Source organism: Streptomyces sp. NPDC058650 (assembly GCF_042717315.1).
Lineage (GTDB): Bacteria > Actinomycetota > Actinomycetes > Streptomycetales > Streptomycetaceae > Streptomyces.
Window position 1 is genome coordinate 499,854 of the sequence record NZ_JBHXRL010000002.1, and the last position, 17,470, is coordinate 517,323.

Annotated in this window: 15 protein-coding genes; 11 read left to right on the forward strand and 4 right to left on the reverse strand. The window is 69.8% G+C overall.

What is annotated here, in order from left to right:
• Positions 1-78 precede the first annotated feature (78 nt).
• Complete coding sequence (locus ACFWWU_RS05995; protein ID WP_317599696.1) at positions 79-426, forward strand: WXG100 family type VII secretion target; 348 nt, start codon at positions 79-81, stop codon at positions 424-426.
• A gap of 47 nt (positions 427-473) precedes the next feature.
• Complete coding sequence (locus ACFWWU_RS06000; protein WP_317599698.1) at positions 474-761, forward strand: WXG100 family type VII secretion target; 288 nt, start codon at positions 474-476, stop codon at positions 759-761.
• Positions 762-875: 114 nt separating this feature from the next.
• Here the strand turns inward: ACFWWU_RS06000 and ACFWWU_RS06005 are convergent, their stop codons facing one another.
• Positions 876-1,175, reverse strand: a complete 300-nt coding sequence (locus ACFWWU_RS06005) for a DUF397 domain-containing protein (protein ID WP_384139518.1) — start codon at positions 1,173-1,175, stop codon at positions 876-878.
• A 78-nt stretch (positions 1,176-1,253) separates the two neighbouring features.
• Positions 1,254-5,216 (reverse strand): type VII secretion protein EccCa, encoded by a 3,963-nt coding sequence (eccCa, locus tag ACFWWU_RS06010; protein ID WP_384139520.1) that lies wholly within the window; start codon positions 5,214-5,216, stop codon positions 1,254-1,256.
• A 184-nt stretch (positions 5,217-5,400) separates the two neighbouring features.
• Between eccCa and eccD the strand changes: the two genes are divergently transcribed.
• From eccD to ACFWWU_RS06040, 6 genes are all read left to right on the forward strand, one after another.
• The gene (gene eccD, locus ACFWWU_RS06015; RefSeq protein WP_384139523.1) at positions 5,401-6,879 is read left to right on the forward strand and encodes a type VII secretion integral membrane protein EccD; all 1,479 of its coding nucleotides are present in this window, start codon (positions 5,401-5,403) and stop codon (positions 6,877-6,879) included.
• A gap of 200 nt (positions 6,880-7,079) precedes the next feature.
• Entirely contained in the window at positions 7,080-7,370 is a 291-nt protein-coding gene (gene rpsO, locus ACFWWU_RS06020; protein ID WP_056565800.1) for a 30S ribosomal protein S15, read from the forward strand.
• 281 nt (positions 7,371-7,651) lie between these two features.
• Positions 7,652-9,871 (forward strand): polyribonucleotide nucleotidyltransferase, encoded by a 2,220-nt coding sequence (locus ACFWWU_RS06025; RefSeq protein WP_384139526.1) that lies wholly within the window; start codon positions 7,652-7,654, stop codon positions 9,869-9,871.
• The gene (locus ACFWWU_RS06030) at positions 9,868-11,247 is read left to right on the forward strand and encodes a M16 family metallopeptidase (protein ID WP_384139528.1); all 1,380 of its coding nucleotides are present in this window, start codon (positions 9,868-9,870) and stop codon (positions 11,245-11,247) included. The genes ACFWWU_RS06025 and ACFWWU_RS06030 overlap by 4 nt, the downstream gene beginning before the upstream one ends.
• 28 nt (positions 11,248-11,275) lie before the next feature.
• On the forward strand, positions 11,276-12,028 hold the full coding sequence (gene dapB, locus ACFWWU_RS06035) for a 4-hydroxy-tetrahydrodipicolinate reductase (RefSeq protein WP_384139531.1): 753 nt from the start codon (positions 11,276-11,278) through the stop codon (positions 12,026-12,028).
• Positions 12,029-12,033: 5 nt separating this feature from the next.
• Complete coding sequence (locus ACFWWU_RS06040; protein WP_384139533.1) at positions 12,034-12,486, forward strand: hypothetical protein; 453 nt, start codon at positions 12,034-12,036, stop codon at positions 12,484-12,486.
• On the opposite strand, the gene ACFWWU_RS06045 is transcribed toward ACFWWU_RS06040, so the two are convergent.
• The gene (locus ACFWWU_RS06045) at positions 12,476-13,036 is read right to left on the reverse strand and encodes a hypothetical protein (RefSeq protein WP_384139536.1); all 561 of its coding nucleotides are present in this window, start codon (positions 13,034-13,036) and stop codon (positions 12,476-12,478) included. The genes ACFWWU_RS06040 and ACFWWU_RS06045 overlap by 11 nt on opposite strands.
• A gap of 54 nt (positions 13,037-13,090) precedes the next feature.
• Positions 13,091-13,330 (reverse strand): hypothetical protein, encoded by a 240-nt coding sequence (locus ACFWWU_RS06050; protein ID WP_384139539.1) that lies wholly within the window; start codon positions 13,328-13,330, stop codon positions 13,091-13,093.
• Between the two features lie 165 nt (positions 13,331-13,495).
• On the opposite strand from ACFWWU_RS06050, the gene thyX reads away from it, so the two are divergent.
• From thyX to ACFWWU_RS06065, 3 genes are all read left to right on the forward strand, one after another.
• A complete protein-coding gene (gene thyX, locus ACFWWU_RS06055; RefSeq protein WP_317599712.1) occupies positions 13,496-14,236 on the forward strand; it encodes an FAD-dependent thymidylate synthase in 741 nt (246 codons plus the stop codon).
• Positions 14,237-14,416: 180 nt separating this feature from the next.
• Positions 14,417-15,316: a 4-hydroxy-tetrahydrodipicolinate synthase gene (gene dapA / locus ACFWWU_RS06060; RefSeq protein WP_384139542.1), complete on the forward strand. Its 900-nt coding sequence runs from the start codon at positions 14,417-14,419 to the stop codon at positions 15,314-15,316.
• Positions 15,317-15,416: 100 nt separating this feature from the next.
• A complete protein-coding gene (locus ACFWWU_RS06065; RefSeq protein WP_384139544.1) occupies positions 15,417-17,102 on the forward strand; it encodes a ribonuclease J in 1,686 nt (561 codons plus the stop codon).
• Positions 17,103-17,470: the final 368 nt, after the last annotated feature.

Consider the following 17,470-nt stretch of genomic DNA (forward strand, 5'->3'; position numbering starts at 1 on the left):
CAGAAGATTCCCGTCCGCATCACGAGCGGAAGGCCCGACGGCCCGGCCGTCGACGCCACCGAAGGAAGAAGGGGCAAGATGTCGAAAGACCTGAACGTAACCAGTGCCGAACAAGTTCGGCTCGCAGGCCGGATCCAGGACTTCTCCGACGAGCTCCAGTCCCGCATCACCAACCTCAATGGCGTGGTCGACCGCGTCCAGGCGGGCTGGCAGGGCGCTGCGAGCAAGGAGTACGACCGGGTCCAGAACGACCTGAACCAGCGTCTGCGCAGCATGCGCGCCGAGCTCTCCAAGCTCGAAGAGATGATGCGCATGAGCGCCGACGGGTTCTCGCGTGAGGAGGAGGACCGCCTGCGGTCCTTCCGCACGATGGACGCAAGCGGCGGCGCGGGCGGCGGCGGCCAGAGCGCCATCCTCGGCGTCTGAGTCACTCACCAGTCCTCCGCGCCACTCTCACTCCAGGAGTCAACACCATGACCACTGCGGTCAATTACGACACCGTGACGCAGGCGGCGGCCGACACCCGCCTGACCTCCACCACGCTCACCCAGAAGCTGGACGACCTCATGGCCGAGGTCAACCGCGTCGCCAACAACTGGGAGGGTGAGGCCAAGATCGCGTACCGCGAGACGCAGGACCGCCTGACCCGCGACATGGCCGGCATGAACCAGGACCTGGCGCGCATCGCCCAGCTCCTCGACGAGTCGGTCGCCGGTTACCAGGACACCGACCGCGGCAACGCCGCACGCTTCCGCATGTGACATCCCGCGGACGCACGTGAGGGGGTGGCCCGTTCCGACGGGCCACCCCCTCACGCGTACCGCCTGGGCCCCGTGGCCGACGTCCCGCCCGGGCCGCGGCGTCTGGCGACAGGTCTACCGCAGGTCGAACTCGCCGTCCCTGGCGCCGAGGACGAACGCGTCCCACTCGGCCTTCGTGTAGCGCAGCACCGTCTCCTTGTCGAGCGACGAACGCATCGCCACCGCCCCCTCGGGCAGCCGCGCGATCTCCACCCGCTCCTCGTCCGGGTCGGTCCCCGGAGCGCCCTCCCACTCGGCGCCGGAGATGTCGAGCGCGTACAGCTCGTCCTTCTGCCGCTGCTTCTCGGCGGCGCGGGCGCTGTCGGCGGCGCTCACCGGGGAGTCGTCGGTGGTGGGGGCCTGTGCGTCGGTCATCGGCGCTTTCCCTTCGCGGTGGTACGGCGGTCCCCTCCACAGTAGTGGGACCGCCGCACCCGAACGGCGGGAAATCACTCAGTGCTGTTCCGGCAGCCAGCCCAGCTGCACCAGCGGCGCCCCCCGCTTGCGCGAGACGAACGTGCCCCGGCCCGGAGGCATCGGCCGCGCCCGGACGCTGCCCAGGATGTCGCCCTCCTGCGGATCGCCGGAGAGGATCACGCCCTGCGCGCCCAGCTCCCGCATGCGCTGCATGAACGGCTCGTACATCGCCCGTGAGGCACCGGCCTGGTTGCGCGCCACGATGAACCGGATGCCGACGTCCCGCGCGAACGGCAGGTTCTCGACGAGCACCGCCAGCGGGTTGCCCGAATTGGTGGCCACCAGCTCGAAGTCGTCGATCAGCACGAACAGCTGCGGCCCGGTCCACCAGCTCCGGTCGCGCAGCTGCTGCGGTGTGATGTCCGGCTTGGGCGCCCGCTTCGTCATCACCGTGTTGATGGCGTCCATGTGCATCTGCATGGCCGAGGCCATCGGCGCGTACTCCAGGAGGTGCGAGGGCGCGACCGCCTCCAGCATCGTCCGCCGGTAGTCGCCCACCACGATCCGCGCCTGCTCCGGCGTGTACCGCTCGCACAACTGCTTGGCGATCAACCGGAGCAGCCCCGTCTTGCCGGACTCGCTCTCACCGAAGACCAGGAGGAACGGATCCGACTCGAAGTCGACGAACACCGGCTCCAGGTTCGTCTCGTCGATGCCGATCGCGATGCCGTGCTGCGGGTACTCGAAGCCCTTCGGCAGCTGCTCCGCCGGCAGCCTGCGCGGCAGGAGTCGTACCGCGGGGGCCGGAGCCCCGGTCCAGCTCGCCCGCACGGCCTGGACGAACGCCCCCGTGCCCTCCGAGAGGTCGGCACTCGAACTCGACCCGTCGATCCGCGGCAGCGCGCCCATGAAGTGCAGCTTCTCCGCCACCTGGCCGCGCCCCGGAACCCCGGTCGGCACGTTCGCCGCGACCTTGCGGTCGAACTCGGAGTCCATGACGTCACCGAGCCGCAGTTCGAGCCGGCCCAGCATCTGGTCCTTGAGCGCCGCCCGCACCTCCATGTACCGGGAGGCGGTGATCACCACGTGGATGCCGTAGCCCAGACCGCGCGCGGCGATGTCGGAGACGATCGGCTCCAGCGTGTCGTAGTCGTTGCGGAAGGTGCCCCAGCCGTCCACGACCAGGAAGACGTCGCCCCAGGCCTCGCCCGGCAGTTCGCCCGCGGCCCGCTTGCGCCGGTAGGTCGACATCGAGTCGATGGAGTGCGAACGGAAGAACTCCTCGCGCCGGTTGAGGACGCCCAGCACCTCCGCGACCGTCCGCCGCACGCGCTCCGGGTCGAGCCGGGACGCCACCCCGCCGACGTGCGGCAGGTCGGCGAGCGACACCATGCCGCCACCACCGAAGTCCAGGCAGTAGAACTGCACCTCGGCCGGCGTGTGGGTCAGCGCGAACGACGAGACGAGCGTCCGCATCAGCGTCGACTTGCCCGACTGCGGACCGCCGACCACCATCATGTGACCCGCCGCGCCGGAGAAGTCCCGGTACAACACCTCACGCCGCTGCTCGAACGGCTTGTCGATGAGCCCGAGCGGCACCGTGAGCCCGCCCTGCCGCGTGTACTCCGTCGCCGTGAGCCCCCGGTCCGCCGTCTGCGCGAGCCCGGGCAGCAGCTGGTCCAGCGAGGGCGCCTGGTCGAGCGGCGGCAGCCACACCTGGTGCGCCGGCACGCCCTGACCCTCCAGACGGCGCACGATCACGTCGAGGACCGTGTCCGCGAGCGCGTCGTCCTCCTCGGCGCGCTGCGCCCTGAGGTAGGCCGGGTCCGGCGCCGCGTACACCACGGGCACCGGCGACGCCGTGAACAGCGCGGGCCGCCGCTCCACCGGCAGCTGCCCGATCTCCAGGCGGGGCCCGCCCGACCGGTGCGTGCCCGAGACGTACGCCGCCTTGAAGCGGGTCATCTCGTCCGTACCGAACTTCAGATAGCCCGAACCGGGCACCGACGGCAGGTGGTACGCGTCCGGCACACCGATCGCCGTCCGCGACTCCGCCGCCGAGAAGGTCCGCAGACCGATCCGGTACGAGAGGTAGGTGTCGAGGCCCCGCAGCTTGCCCTCCTCCAGGCGCTGCGAGGCGAGGAGCAGATGCACGCCCAGCGACCGGCCGATGCGGCCGATCTGGATGAACATGTCGATGAAGTCCGGCTTGGCGGTGAGGAGTTCGGAGAACTCGTCGATCACCAGGACCAGCGAGGCCAGCGGCTCCAGCGGAGCACCCGCCGCCCGCGCCTTCTCGTAGTCGTGGATGTTGGCGTAGTTGCCCGCCGACCGCAGCAGCTCCTGACGGCGCTGCAACTCGCCGCGGATCGCGTCGCCCATGCGGTCGACCAGCGTCAGGTCGTCCGACAGGTTGGTGATGACCGCCGCCACGTGCGGCATCTGCGACATGCCCGCGAAGGTCGCACCGCCCTTGAAGTCCGCGAGGACGAAGTTCAGCGTCTCCGAGGAGTGCGTCACCGCGAGACCGAGGACGAGCGTCCGCAGCAGCTCCGACTTGCCGGAACCCGTCGCGCCCACGCACAGACCGTGCGGGCCCATGCCCTCCTGCGCGGCTTCCTTCAGGTCCAGCATGACCGGCTGGCCGTCCTCGCCGACACCGATCGGCACACGGAGCCGCTCGGCGACCGTCCGCGGCCGCCACGTCCGCGCCACGTCCACCGACTCCGCGTCCCCGAGGTTCAGCAGGTCCGTGAAGTCCAGATTGGCGAGCAGCGGCTCGTCGTCGTCCCCGCCGCCCATCCGCAGCGGAGCCAGCTGCCGGGCCAGCGCCTCGGCCGCCGGCAGCGAGATGCCGTCCGGCAGCCCCTCGTACGCGAAGCCGCCGCCGAACTCCAGACTCAGCCGCCCCGGCCGTACCACCACCGAAAGACCACCGCGCGGCTCGTCGAGCTCGCCCGAGACGACCTCCACGATCGTCACGCCCTGAAGGCCCTCGGCCGCCGCGAGCAGCGAGTCCGGCGGCACCATCCCCCCGTCCAGGACCACGACCACGTGCGGCTGGTCCAGGACCGGCTGGTTGTCCCGGGAGAACCGGGGCCGCCCGTCGAGCTTCGACCGGACCAGGTTCTCCAGCTCGCCGAGGTCGTCACCGAACAGCCGCTTCGTACCGGCCCCGTCGTAACTGTTGGGCTGTCCCGACACCTGCGTGTGCGGCAGCCACTTCGTCCAGTCCCACCGCTCCTGCGAAGCCCGCGCCGCGACCACCGCGAGCATCAGGTCGTCGGGGGAGTGCAGCGTCACCAGCTGCGCCACGAGAGCACGCGCCGCGGCCTGCGCCGACTCGGGCTCACCCGACACCGTCACGTGGTAGAACGCCCGCATCGAGACCGCCATCGGCAGCCCGTCCAACGTGCCGTGCACCGCGAGGAACTGCTGCATCGCGCCCGCGCACAGCGGCTCCAGCTCGTCCACCGGAGCCGTGTCCGGCGCCACGAGCGCCGTCGCCAACTGCTGCGCCCCGAGCCCGATCCGCGCCTGCCCGAAGTCGTGGTCGCCCACCCGGCGCTCCCACACCCGCGAGCCCTCGGCCACGACCGACCACAGCTGTTCGGGGGAGGGGTGCAGATACAGCTGCGCGTCCCGCTGCTTGCGCGCCGTGCGCCGGACCGTACGCCGCGTCTGCGCGAGGTATTTGAGGTAGTCGCGGCGGACATCGGCCATTTGCCCCTGCGTACCGCGACGGAATCTGACGAACTGCGCGACGGCCATCGCGACCGTCGACGCCAGCATCAGCACACCCATGATCCGCATGATCGGCGACGGCGTCATGAAGAAGAAGACCACCGAGGAACCCATGCCGAGCATCGGCAGAAGCTGCATCAACGCCGACTCCTGCTGACCCCGCGGAAGTTCCGGCGGAGACTCCAGGACGAGTTCCTCACCGGGCACTTCCGGCGGAAGCGCCCTCGGCGGGCGTTTGACGACGATCTGGCTCACCGGCGCATCAATCCCTCGTAGGAGGCGGGCTCGTGGCGGGAGCTTCCGCGCCGGCACCCCGGTCGGCGGCCGGGCGCGCGGACTTCCCCCATGGGACGGCGATCCTACTTGCAGCCCCCACCGGCCGTCCCCGGTAGGGTGGCGCGCGCATCGTGCGCAACCGCGAATCAGGGGGTCCAGACACGTGAGTACGACCGCAGCGACCGGCTTCTGCCGCGTCACCGTCGTGGCGCCGGACAGCCGCATCGACGTCGCGCTCCCGGAGGACATCGCCGTCGCCGACGTCTACCCGGAGATCCTGCGGCTCACCGGGCAGACGCAAACGGCGGGCACCCCGACCGGCTACCACCTGGTGCGCCGCGACGGGTCCGTCCTCGACGGCGCCCGCACCCTCGCCGCCCAGCAGGTCCTCGACGGTGAGGTGCTCTCCCTGCGCCCCTTCGCCCAGTCCCTGCCGCCGGCGGTCTACGACGACGTCTCCGACGCCGTCGCCTCCGCCGTCACCCGCGACCGGCACCTCTGGGGCGACGAGCTGCTGCGCGGCGCCGGTCTCCTCGGCGGCGTCCTGCTGCTCGTGCTCATGGGCTTCGTGCTCTGGTTCGCGGACCCGGTCCGCCACGACATGCACAGCCTGCCCGGGATCATCGCGGGCGCCGCGGGCTTCCTCCTCACCGCCTTCGCGGGCGTCCGGGCCCGCGTCTACGCGGACAGGGCGACCGCCGTCGCCCTGGGCCTCGGCGCCCTGCCGCTGCTGCTCATCGCCGGCTCCGGCATCGTCGGCCCCGACGCGGGCGACGGCCCCGGCCGCCTCCAGTTCCTGCTGGGCTGCGTCACGGTCCTCGTCGCCTCCGTGGCCCTCGTCGCCCTCACCCCGAGCGGAGACGCCCCCTTCGTCGCGGCGACCTTCCTCGCGACCGTCGGCACCCTCGCCACGTTCGTGATGATCCTCACCGAGAGCTCCGCGACGGAGACGGCGGCGGTCTGCGCCCCCGTCGCCATCGGCATGGTCGCCTTCCTGCCCGGCCTCTCCGCCCGCTTCGCCCGGCTCCCCATCGGCTACGCCGCCCCGCGCAGCGCCGCCGACGACGAGTTCCTCGGCGAATCGCAGCAGCAGAACGGCGACGACGACCGGGCGGTCGACGGCGAGCGCATCGCCCTCCAGGCCCGCCGCGGCCACGAGATGCTGCTCGGCCTGGTCGGCGGCTGCGCGGCCGTCGTCGTCGGCTCCGCCGCGGTACTCGGCTTCGCCGGAAACCTCTGGGGCCAGCTCCTCGCCCTCGCCTCGGGCCTGGCGATGCTGCTCCGCGCCCGCCTCTTCCGCTACACCTCGCAGGTCGCCTGCGTCCTGGTCGCCGGCATCGCCGCCATCGCGCTGCTCGTCCTCGGCCTCTCCCTCAACCCGCCGCTCGACCTGGTCAAGGACCTCCTCATGTACGGGGACCGCGGGGGCCTCGACATCCGGACGATCTGGCTCACCGCCTCCGTCGCCGCCGGCGCCGCGCTGATCACCGCCATCGGCCTGATCATCCCGAAGAAGGGCCTCTCGCCCTTCTGGGGCCGCCTCCTCGACCTCGCCGAGGGCTTCGTCCTCCTTTCCCTCGTGCCCCTCTGCCTCGCCGTCCTCGACGTCTTCATGTCGGTCCGCTCCCTCACCAGCAAATAGCACCGCGCGCGGTCGGGCTCCGCCGAACTGGTACGCTGTGTGACGGCCGTTTGTGTACGCGCTCCCGGAAAGCCCCCGACCTGCTCGGGAAGCCTCTGGAAGCTGCGCCCATCGGACCTTCGCCCGCCGAGTCACGGAAGCTTCCCCTGAGATCTAGACCAGGGGCACTCGCGGGCGCACGAACCTAAGAGGAGAACCGCGTGGCTCTCGACGCCGCTGTCAAGAAGCAGATCATGACCGAGTTCGGCACCAAGGAGGGCGACACCGGCTCCCCCGAGGTCCAGGTCGCCATGCTCTCCCGTCGCATCTCGGACCTGACCGAGCACCTCAAGCAGCACAAGCACGACCACCACTCCCGTCGTGGTCTGCTGATCCTGGTCGGCCAGCGCCGCCGCCTGCTGCAGTACTTGGCCAAGAAGGACATCCAGCGCTTCCGTGCCCTGGTCGACCGCCTCGGCATCCGCCGCGGTGCGGCCGGCGGCGCCAAGTAAGGACGCCGTGAAGGGAGCGGTTCCCACTTTCAGGGGGCCGCTCCCTTTGCTGTACGTGCACAAAGTGCACACAGGCACTTAGTCTGGTCGCACAACCCCATACGACGGACGAGCGAAGAGCCGCCGGCTCGCCGCCGGTCCTCGGTAGTGGCCCCCGGAAGATGCCGGGTGCTTCGATCGAAGACCGGCCCGCACCCAAGGCGCGTCTCTCCGCCCCGTCGACACCGTCCCCGGCCACACGGGCCCCGGACGCAAAGACGAACACGTAGGAGAAACCACTAGTGGAGAACGAGACCCACTACGCCGAGGCCGTCATCGACAATGGCACCTTCGGTACCCGCACCATCCGCTTCGAGACGGGTCGTCTCGCCAAGCAGGCCGCCGGCTCCGCCGTCGCCTACCTGGACGACGACACGATGGTCCTCTCCGCGACCACCGCCTCGAAGAAGCCCAAGGACCAGCTGGACTTCTTCCCCCTGACGGTCGACGTCGAGGAGCGGATGTACGCGGCCGGCAAGATCCCCGGCTCCTTCTTCCGCCGGGAGGGCCGCCCCTCCGAGGACGCGATCCTCACCTGCCGCCTGATCGACCGCCCGCTGCGCCCCTCCTTCAAGAAGGGCCTGCGCAACGAGATCCAGATCGTCGAGACGATCATGGCGCTCAACCCCGACCACCTGTACGACGTGGTCGCGATCAACGCCGCCTCCTGCTCCACGCAGCTGGCCGGCCTGCCCTTCTCCGGCCCGATCGGCGGCACCCGTGTCGCCCTGATCAAGGGCCAGTGGGTCGGGTTCCCGACGCACACCGAGCTCGAGGACGCCGTCTTCGACATGGTCGTCGCCGGTCGCGTCCTGGAGGACGGCGACGTCGCGATCATGATGGTCGAGGCCGAGGCCACCGAGAAGACGATCGAGCTCGTCAAGGGCGGCGCCGAGGCGCCGACCGAGGAGGTCGTCGCCGCCGGTCTCGAGGCCGCGAAGCCCTTCATCAAGGCCCTCTGCAAGGCCCAGTCGGACCTCGCCGCCAAGGCCGCCAAGCCCACCGGCGAGTTCCCGGTCTTCCTCGACTACCAGGACGACGTCCTGGAGGCGCTCTCCGCCGCGGTCAAGAGCGAGCTCGCCCAGGCGCTCACCATCCCCGGCAAGCAGGACCGCGAGGCCGAGCTCGACCGCATCAAGGAGCTCGCCGCCGACAAGCTCCTCCCGGCCTTCGAGGGCCGCGAGAAGGAGATCGCCGGTGCCTACCGCGCGCTGACCAAGAAGCTGGTCCGCGAGCGCGTCATCAAGGACAAGGTCCGCATCGACGGCCGTGGCCTCACGGACATCCGTACGCTCGCGGCCGAGGTCGAGGCCATCCCGCGCGTGCACGGCTCGGCGCTGTTCGAGCGTGGCGAGACCCAGATCCTGGGCGTCACCACCCTCAACATGCTCCGCATGGAGCAGCAGCTGGACACCCTTTCCCCGGTGACCCGCAAGCGCTACATGCACAACTACAACTTCCCGCCGTACTCCGTCGGCGAGACCGGCCGCGTGGGCTCGCCCAAGCGCCGCGAGATCGGCCACGGCGCGCTCGCCGAGCGCGCCATCGTGCCGGTCCTCCCGACCCGCGAGGAGTTCCCCTACGCGATCCGTCAGGTGTCCGAGGCCCTCGGCTCCAACGGTTCGACGTCCATGGGCTCGGTCTGCGCCTCCACCATGTCGCTGCTGAACGCCGGTGTGCCCCTGAAGGCCGCCGTCGCCGGTATCGCCATGGGTCTGATCTCCGAGGAGATCGACGGCAAGACGCACTACGTCGCCCTCACGGACATCCTCGGTGCCGAGGACGCCTTCGGCGACATGGACTTCAAGGTCGCCGGTACGAAGCAGTTCGTGACCGCGCTCCAGCTCGACACCAAGCTCGACGGCATCCCCGCCTCGGTCCTGGCCGCCGCGCTGAAGCAGGCCCGTGACGCGCGTCTGCACATCCTCGACGTGATGAACGAGGCGATCGACGTTCCGGACGAGATGTCCCCGAACGCGCCGCGCATCATCACCGTCAAGATCCCGGTGGACAAGATCGGTGAGGTCATCGGCCCCAAGGGCAAGATGATCAACCAGATCCAGGAGGACACCGGCGCCGACATCACGATCGAGGACGACGGCACCATCTACATCGGTGCCCAGCAGGGCTCGCAGGCCGAGGCCGCCCGCGCCACGATCAACGCGATCGCCAACCCGACCATGCCGGAGGTCGGCGAGCGCTACCTGGGTACGGTCGTCAAGACCACCACCTTCGGTGCGTTCGTCTCCCTGATGCCCGGCAAGGACGGTCTGCTGCACATCTCGCAGATCCGCAAGCTCGCCGGTGGCAAGCGCGTGGAGAACGTCGAGGACGTGCTCGCGATCGGCTCCAAGGTCCAGGTCGAGATCGCCGAGATCGACCAGCGCGGCAAGCTCTCCCTGATCCCCGTGATCGCGGACGACGAGAACGCCGCTGACGCGAAGGACGACACCGACCAGTGACGTCCCGTAGTTCCGTGACGACGGCCCGCCCCTCTTCGGAGGGGCGGGCCGTCGCCCGTACCCAAACGCTTCTCCCGGGCAAGGACGGCATCGGCACGGTCCGTCGCACGACCCTCCCCGGCGGCCTGCGGATCGTCACCGAGACCCTGCCCTCCGTGCGCTCCGCCACCTTCGGCATCTGGGCACACGTCGGCTCCCGCGACGAGACCCCGAGCCTCAACGGCGCGACCCACTACCTGGAACACCTCCTCTTCAAGGGCACCCACAAGCGGTCCGCCCTCGACATCTCCGCCGCGATCGACGCGGTCGGCGGCGAGATGAACGCCTTCACGGCGAAGGAGTACACCTGCTACTACGCCCGGGTCCTCGACACCGATCTGCCGCTGGCGATCGACGTCGTCTGCGACATGCTCACCGGCGCGCTCGTCCTCGAAGAGGACGTGAACGCCGAGCGGGGAGTCATCCTCGAAGAGATCGCGATGACCGAGGACGACCCCGGCGACGTCGTGCACGACCTGTTCGCGCAGACGATGTTCGGCGACACCCCGCTGGGCCGCCCGGTCCTCGGCACCGTCGACACGGTCAACGCCCTCACCCGCGGCCAGATCGCCCGCTTCTACAAGAAGCACTACGACCCGACCCACCTGGTCGTCGCCGCCGCGGGCAACGTCGACCACGCCACGGTCGTACGCCAGGTCCGCCGCGCCTTCGAGAAGGCCGGCGCCCTGCCCCGTACCGACGCCGTCCCCGTCGCCCCCCGCGACGGCCGGCGCGTCCTCCGTACGGCGGGCCGCGTCGAGCACCTGAACCGCAGGACCGAGCAGGCCCACGTGGTCCTCGGCATGCCGGGCCTGGCCCGCACCGACGAGCGCCGCTGGGCCCTCGGCGTGCTGAACACCGCCCTCGGCGGCGGCATGTCCTCCCGCCTCTTCCAGGAGGTCCGCGAGAAGCGCGGCCTGGCCTACAGCGTGTACTCGTACACCTCGGGCTTCGCCGACTGCGGCCTCTTCGGGGTGTACGCGGGTTGCCGCCCCAACCAGGTCCACGACGTGCTGAGGATCTGCCGGGACGAGCTCGACAAGGTCGCCTCCGAGGGGCTCACGGACGAGGAGATCGCCCGCGCCGTCGGCCAGCTCCGCGGCTCGACCGTCCTCGGTCTCGAGGACACCGGCGCGCTCATGAACCGCATCGGCAAGAGCGAGCTGTGCTGGGGCACCCAGATGTCGGTCGACGACATGCTCACCCGGATCGCCGAGGTCACCCCGGACGACGTCCGGGCGGTCGCCCGCGATGTACTGGACCAGCGGCCCTCCCTGTCGGTGATAGGCCCGCTGAAGGACAAGCAGGCGGACCGCCTCCACCAAGCGGTCTCCTGACCCCGAGCCCTCTTAAGGAATCAGAGCAATGAGCAAGCTGCGCGTGGCGGTCCTCGGAGCCCAGGGCCGCATCGGCTCCGAGGCGGTCAGGGCCGTCGAAGCCGCCGAGGACATGGAACTGGTCGCCGCCCTCGGCCGCGGCGACAAGCTGGAGACGCTCGTCGAGGCGGGCGCCCAGGTCGTCGTCGAGCTGACCACCCCCGGCTCGGTGATGGACAACCTCGACTTCTGTGTGCGCCACGGCATCCACGCGGTCGTCGGCACCACCGGCTGGACCGAGGAGCGCCTCGCGCAGCTGCGGACCCGGCTCGCGGCCTCCCCGGAGACCGGCGTCCTCATCGCACCGAACTTCTCCATCGGCGCGGTCCTCACCATGAAGTTCGCCCAGATCGCGGCCCCGTACTTCGAGTCGGTCGAGGTCGTCGAGCTGCACCACCCGCACAAGGTGGACGCCCCCTCGGGCACCGCCACCCGTACGGCTCAGCTGATCGCCGCGGCCCGCGCCGAGGCCGGCCTCGGCGCCCAGCCGGACTCCACCGCGACGGGCCTCGAAGGGGCCCGCGGCGCCGACGTCGACGGCGTCCGCGTCCACTCCGTACGCCTGTCGGGCCTCCTCGCCCACCAGGAGGTCCTGCTCGGCGGCGAGGGCGAGACCCTCACCGTCCGCCACGACTCGCTGCACCACTCCAGCTTCATGCCGGGCATCCTCCTGGGCGCCCGCCGCGTGACCACCGCCCCGGGCCTCACCTTCGGCCTGGAGCACTTCCTGGACCTGGGCTGACGGCCATGGGCGGAAAGATCACGTACATCTTCCTCGCCACCGTCCTCGTCCTCGTCTTCGGCGTGGTGGCGATGGAGGGCGTGCTGCTCCTGCTCACCGGCGAGCCCGCCGCCATGGGCATGGGCGCGGTGGCGTTCCTACTGCCGGCCGTGGGCGGCTGGTTCCTCTGGAAGAACACCCGGTTCGCCCGGCAGGCCGGCCGCCTCGCCACCGAGCTGGAGGCCGAGGGCGGCCTGCCCGTCGACGAGCTGAAGCGGACGGAGGGCGGCCGGATCGACCGGGACTCGGCCGACGAGGTCTTCGCCCGGCGCAAGGCCGAGACGGAGGACTCCCCGGGGGACTGGCGCTGCTGGTTCCGGCTCGCGGTCGCCTACCACGACGCCCGCGACACCCCCAGGGCCCGCAAGGCGATGCAGCGGGCCATCGCCCTCCACGAGGGACGTACGGTCAGCGCGTAGCGGCCGGGACGACGCCGTACTCGGCGTTCCAGGCCTCGACCGTGTCGGCCGCGCGGTCGAAGGCCTCGATCCGGGAGAGGAAGTCGGCATTGTGGTCGGTGAGCAGCAGCAGCTGCTCACCACCCTGCCGGCCGAGCACCAGGGCCTGGCCCTGGACCGTGCGGGGGAGCCCCAGCCAGCGCACCGGCTGCTGCGCGGTCCGTACGAAGGTCACCTTCGCCCACGGCACGGTGACGGTCCTGAGGAAGCCCACGCGCCGCACCCCGGCGCGGCTCACCCATGTGCCCACGCGGAGCATCCGCAGGGCGGCGAGGATGACGAGCACGGCGATCGCGAGGGTCACGCCCGCGGCGCCGAAGCCCCCGGCGGCGACGATGATCACGGCGGCGAGCAGCACGAACGAGGCGAGCAGCAGCGAGAGCGCCGCGGCTCCGACACGCCACGACCCTGGCCGGTACGGACGACGCCACTGATCGTGGTCGTCGAACGGCAGGGCGATGTGGTCGGTCGTGTCAAAAGCACGGTCGGCCGTCAGGAAGGGCAGGGGCACGACAGGTCCTCACTCACAAGCACGCTCGAAGGGGCAGTGCCCGGTGAGGCTACCTCAGCGGTTGTCGGAGGCTTCGGACTGCTGCTGACGAGTGGCGGAGTCCCCCGACTGGAGGGAGGGCATTCCGAAGATCAGCGAACCGGCGAGGCCCGCGACGACGGTCAGTCCGATCAGCGTACGACCCACGACCTGTGAGGCGCTGAGGCGCTCCCGGGGTGGTGGAGTGACGTTACTGCGGAAGTGGTCGGCCTCCGCGACGAACGCGAACGGTACGGCCTCTCTCCGGCGGAACATCAGGGCCACTCTCCTCTGTCGTCATCGGGCTTCACCGGTACAGACGACGGAATCGATGGTTTGGTGCCCTATTTCACCAAAGCGGCCGAATCTCATCCTCGAGTAGGACGTCGCGAGGACGTCGTTAAAGTGGGCGCTGCAACACCCCGACTGGAAGGACCGCTGGTGACCGACACCCCCACCGAGAACGTGAAGATCGACTTCCGGAGCGACGTCACCGTTGATCTGGTCAAGAGCGCGGCGAGCGACTCCGACGTCCTCTGGGCGGCGCGTGTGTCCACGGCGGGGGAGCAGTCCCTCGAAGAGCTCCAGAAGGACCCGGAGCGTTCCAAGGGCCTGATCAACTACCTGATGCGGGACCGCCACGGCAGCCCCTTCGAGCACAACTCGATGACGTTCTTCATCAGCGCCCCGATCTTCGTGTTCCGCGAGTTCATGCGGCACCGCGTGGGCTGGTCGTACAACGAGGAATCGGGCCGCTACAGGGAGCTCCAGCCGGTCTTCTACGTCCCGGACACCTCCCGCAAGCTGGTCCAGGAGGGCCGCCCCGGCAAGTACGTCTTCGTCGAGGGCACCCAGGAGCAGCACGACGTCGTCAGCCGCACGATGGAGGAGTCGTACCGGACGGCCTACGCCACGTACCAGGAGATGCTGGCCGCCGGCGTCGCCCGCGAGGTCGCCCGCTCGGTCCTTCCCGTCGGCCTCTTCTCCTCGATGTACGCCACGTGCAACGCGCGCTCGCTCATGCACTTCCTGGGCCTGCGCACCCAGCACGAGCTGGCCGCCGTCCCGTCCTTCCCGCAGCGGGAGATCGAGATGGTCGGCGAGAAGATGGAGGAGCACTGGGCCCGGCTGATGCCGCTGACCCACGCCGCTTTCAACAAGAACGGCCGCGTGGCCCCGTAGGGCACACATGTCCGAGTCACTCGCGCGAAGTGTCCGTATTGCGGCGTTTCGAGAAGTTCATCTAGGCTGATCAAACGGACCCGGCACTGCCTGAACCCCCGAGCAGGCAGTGCCGGGCTCCTCTTCTTCCTGTCCCCCCAGGGGGACACCCGGCGCTGAGCAGCGAGTAGCGTGTTACCCATGGCTCCGATCTCCACTCCGCAGACCCCCTTCGGGCGGGTCCTCACCGCCATGGTCACGCCCTTCACGGCGGACGGCGCACTCGACCTCGACGGTGCCCAGCGACTGGCCACCCATCTGGTGGACGCAGGCAACGACGGCCTCGTCGTCAACGGCACCACCGGCGAGTCCCCCACCACCAGCGACGCGGAGAAATCGGAGCTGGTACGAGCTGTGCTGGAGGCGGTCGGCGACCGCGCCCACATCGTCGCCGGCATCGGCACCAACGACACCCACCACTCGCTCGAGCTCGCCCGCACCGCCGAGCGCGACGGCGCCCACGGCCTGCTCGCCGTGACGCCGTACTACAACAAGCCCTCGCAGGAGGGTCTCTACCGGCACTTCTCGGCCATCGCCGACGCCACCGAGCTCCCGGTCATGCTGTACGACATCCCCGGCCGCAGTGGCGTCCCGATCGACACCGAGACGCTCGTCCGCCTCGCCGAGCACCCCCGGATCGTCGCCAACAAGGACGCCAAGGGCGACCTCGGCCGCGCCAGCTGGGCCATCGCCCGCTCCGGCCTCGCCTGGTACTCCGGCGACGACATGCTCAACCTGCCGCTGCTCTCGGTGGGCGCGTGCGGCTTCGTCTCGGTCGTCGGCCACGTCGTCACCCCGGAGCTCCGCGCCCTCCTCGAAGCCCACCTGGGCGGCGAGGCCCAGAAGGCCACCGAGATCCACCAGCGACTCCTGCCGATCTACACCGGCATGTTCCGCACCCAGGGCGTCATGACGACCAAGGCCGCCCTCGCCCTCCAGGGCCTCCCGGCCGGCCCGCTGCGCCTCCCGCTCGTGGAGCTCTCCGCCGAGGAGACCGAGCAGCTCAAGGTCGACCTGGGCGCCGGCGGGGTAGAACTCTGACAACGGACTTCACAACTGAACACTGACAACAGCAAGTGCACGAATGTCATGCGCGCCGCGTGCCCGAACGGCACGTGGCGCGCATGGTGAGGAGAGTCTTTTGAGTCATCCGCATCCTGAACTCGGTGCCCCCCCGAAGCTCGCGAAGGGCGCCTTGCGCGTCACCCCGCTCGGCGGGCTCGGCGAGATCGGCCGGAACATGACGGTCTTCGAGTTCGACGGCCGTCTGCTGATCGTCGACTGCGGCGTCCTCTTCCCCGAAGAGGAGCAGCCGGGCGTCGATCTGATCCTGCCCGACTTCACCATCATCCGGGACCGTCTCGACGACGTCGAAGGCATCGTGCTCACGCACGGCCACGAGGACCACATCGGCGCCGTCCCCTACCTGCTCCGGCTCAAGCCGGACATCCCGCTCATCGGCTCCAAGCTGACCCTCGCGCTGATCGAGGCCAAGCTCCAGGAGCACCGCATCCGCCCCTACACCCTTGAGGTGAAGGAGGGCGACCGGGAGGTCCTGGGTTCGTTCGACTGCGAGTTCATCGCGGTCAACCACTCCATCCCGGACGCGCTCGCGGTGGCCATCCGCACCCCCGCGGGCATGGCCGTCGCCACCGGCGACTTCAAGATGGACCAGCTCCCGCTGGACGGCCGTCTCACCGACCTGCACGCGTTCGCGCGTCTGAGCGAGGAGGGCATCGACCTCCTCCTCTCGGACTCCACGAACGCCGAGGTCCCGGGCTTCGTCCCGCCGGAGAAGGACATCTCCAACGTCCTGCGCACGGTCTTCGCGAACGCCCAGAAGCGCATCATCGTGGCCAGCTTCGCCAGCCACGTGCACCGCATCCAGCAGATCCTCGACGCCGCCCACGAGTACGGCCGCCGGGTCGCCTTCGTCGGCCGCTCGATGGTCCGCAACATGGGCATCGCCCGTGACCTGGGCTACCTCCGCGTCCCGGCCGGCCTCGTCGTCGACGTGAAGACCCTCGACGACCTGCCGGACGACGAGGTCGTGCTCGTCTGCACCGGCTCCCAGGGCGAGCCCATGGCGGCCCTGTCCCGGATGGCGAACCGCGACCACCAGATCCGGATCGTCCCCGGCGACACGGTCATCCTGGCCTCGTCCCTCATCCCGGGCAACGAGAACGCGGTCTATCGCGTGATCAACGGCCTGACCCGCTGGGGCGCGCACGTCGTCCACAAGGGCAACGCCAAGGTCCACGTCTCGGGCCACGCCTCGGCCGGCGAGCTGCTGTACTTCTACAACATCTGCCGTCCGAAGAACCTCATGCCGGTCCACGGCGAGTGGCGCCACCTGCGCGCCAACGCCGAGCTCGGCGCGATGACGGGTATCCCCAAGGACCACATCGTCATCGCCGAGGACGGCGTCGTCGTCGACCTGATCGACGGTAAGGCCAAGATCGTCGGCAAGGTCCAGGCGGGTTACGTGTACGTCGACGGCCTCTCGGTCGGCGACGTCACCGAGGCCCACCTCAAGGACCGCCGGATCCTCGGCGACGAGGGCATCATCTCGGTCTTCGTGGTCGTGGACTCCTCGACCGGCAAGATCGTGAGCGGCCCGAACATCCACGCCCGCGGTTCCGGCATCGAGGACTCGGCGTTCGACGCCGTGATCCCCAAGGTCGACCAGGTCCTGAACAAGTCGGCCCAGGACGGCGTCGTCGAACCCCACCAGCTCCAGCAGCTGATCCGCCGCACCGTCGGCAAGTGGGTCTCCGACACCTACCGCCGGCGCCCGATGATCCTCCCGGTCGTCGTAGAGGTCTGAGTCCGACCAGCGCCGCACCGGAGCGGGGCCCCTCGATTTGCATCGGGGCGCCCCGCTCCAGTACGTTTACGGCTCCGCCAGATCGGGAAGCCCCGGCGCCGTCGTGCGCCAGGACGGGTGAACGGGAGGCGGAATACCGACTCAGAACTTCTGATAAAGTCGGAATCGCCGAAAGGCCCCCGGAGTGAAAACAAAAGGGACCGGAAAGCACCGAGGAAATCGGATCGGAAAGATCTGATAGAGTCGGAAACGCAAGAACACGAAGTACCGAAGGGAAGCCCGGAGGAAAGCCCGAGAGGGTGAGTACAAAGGAAGCGTCCGTTCCTTGAGAACTCAACAGCGTGCCAAAAATCAACGCCAGATTAGTT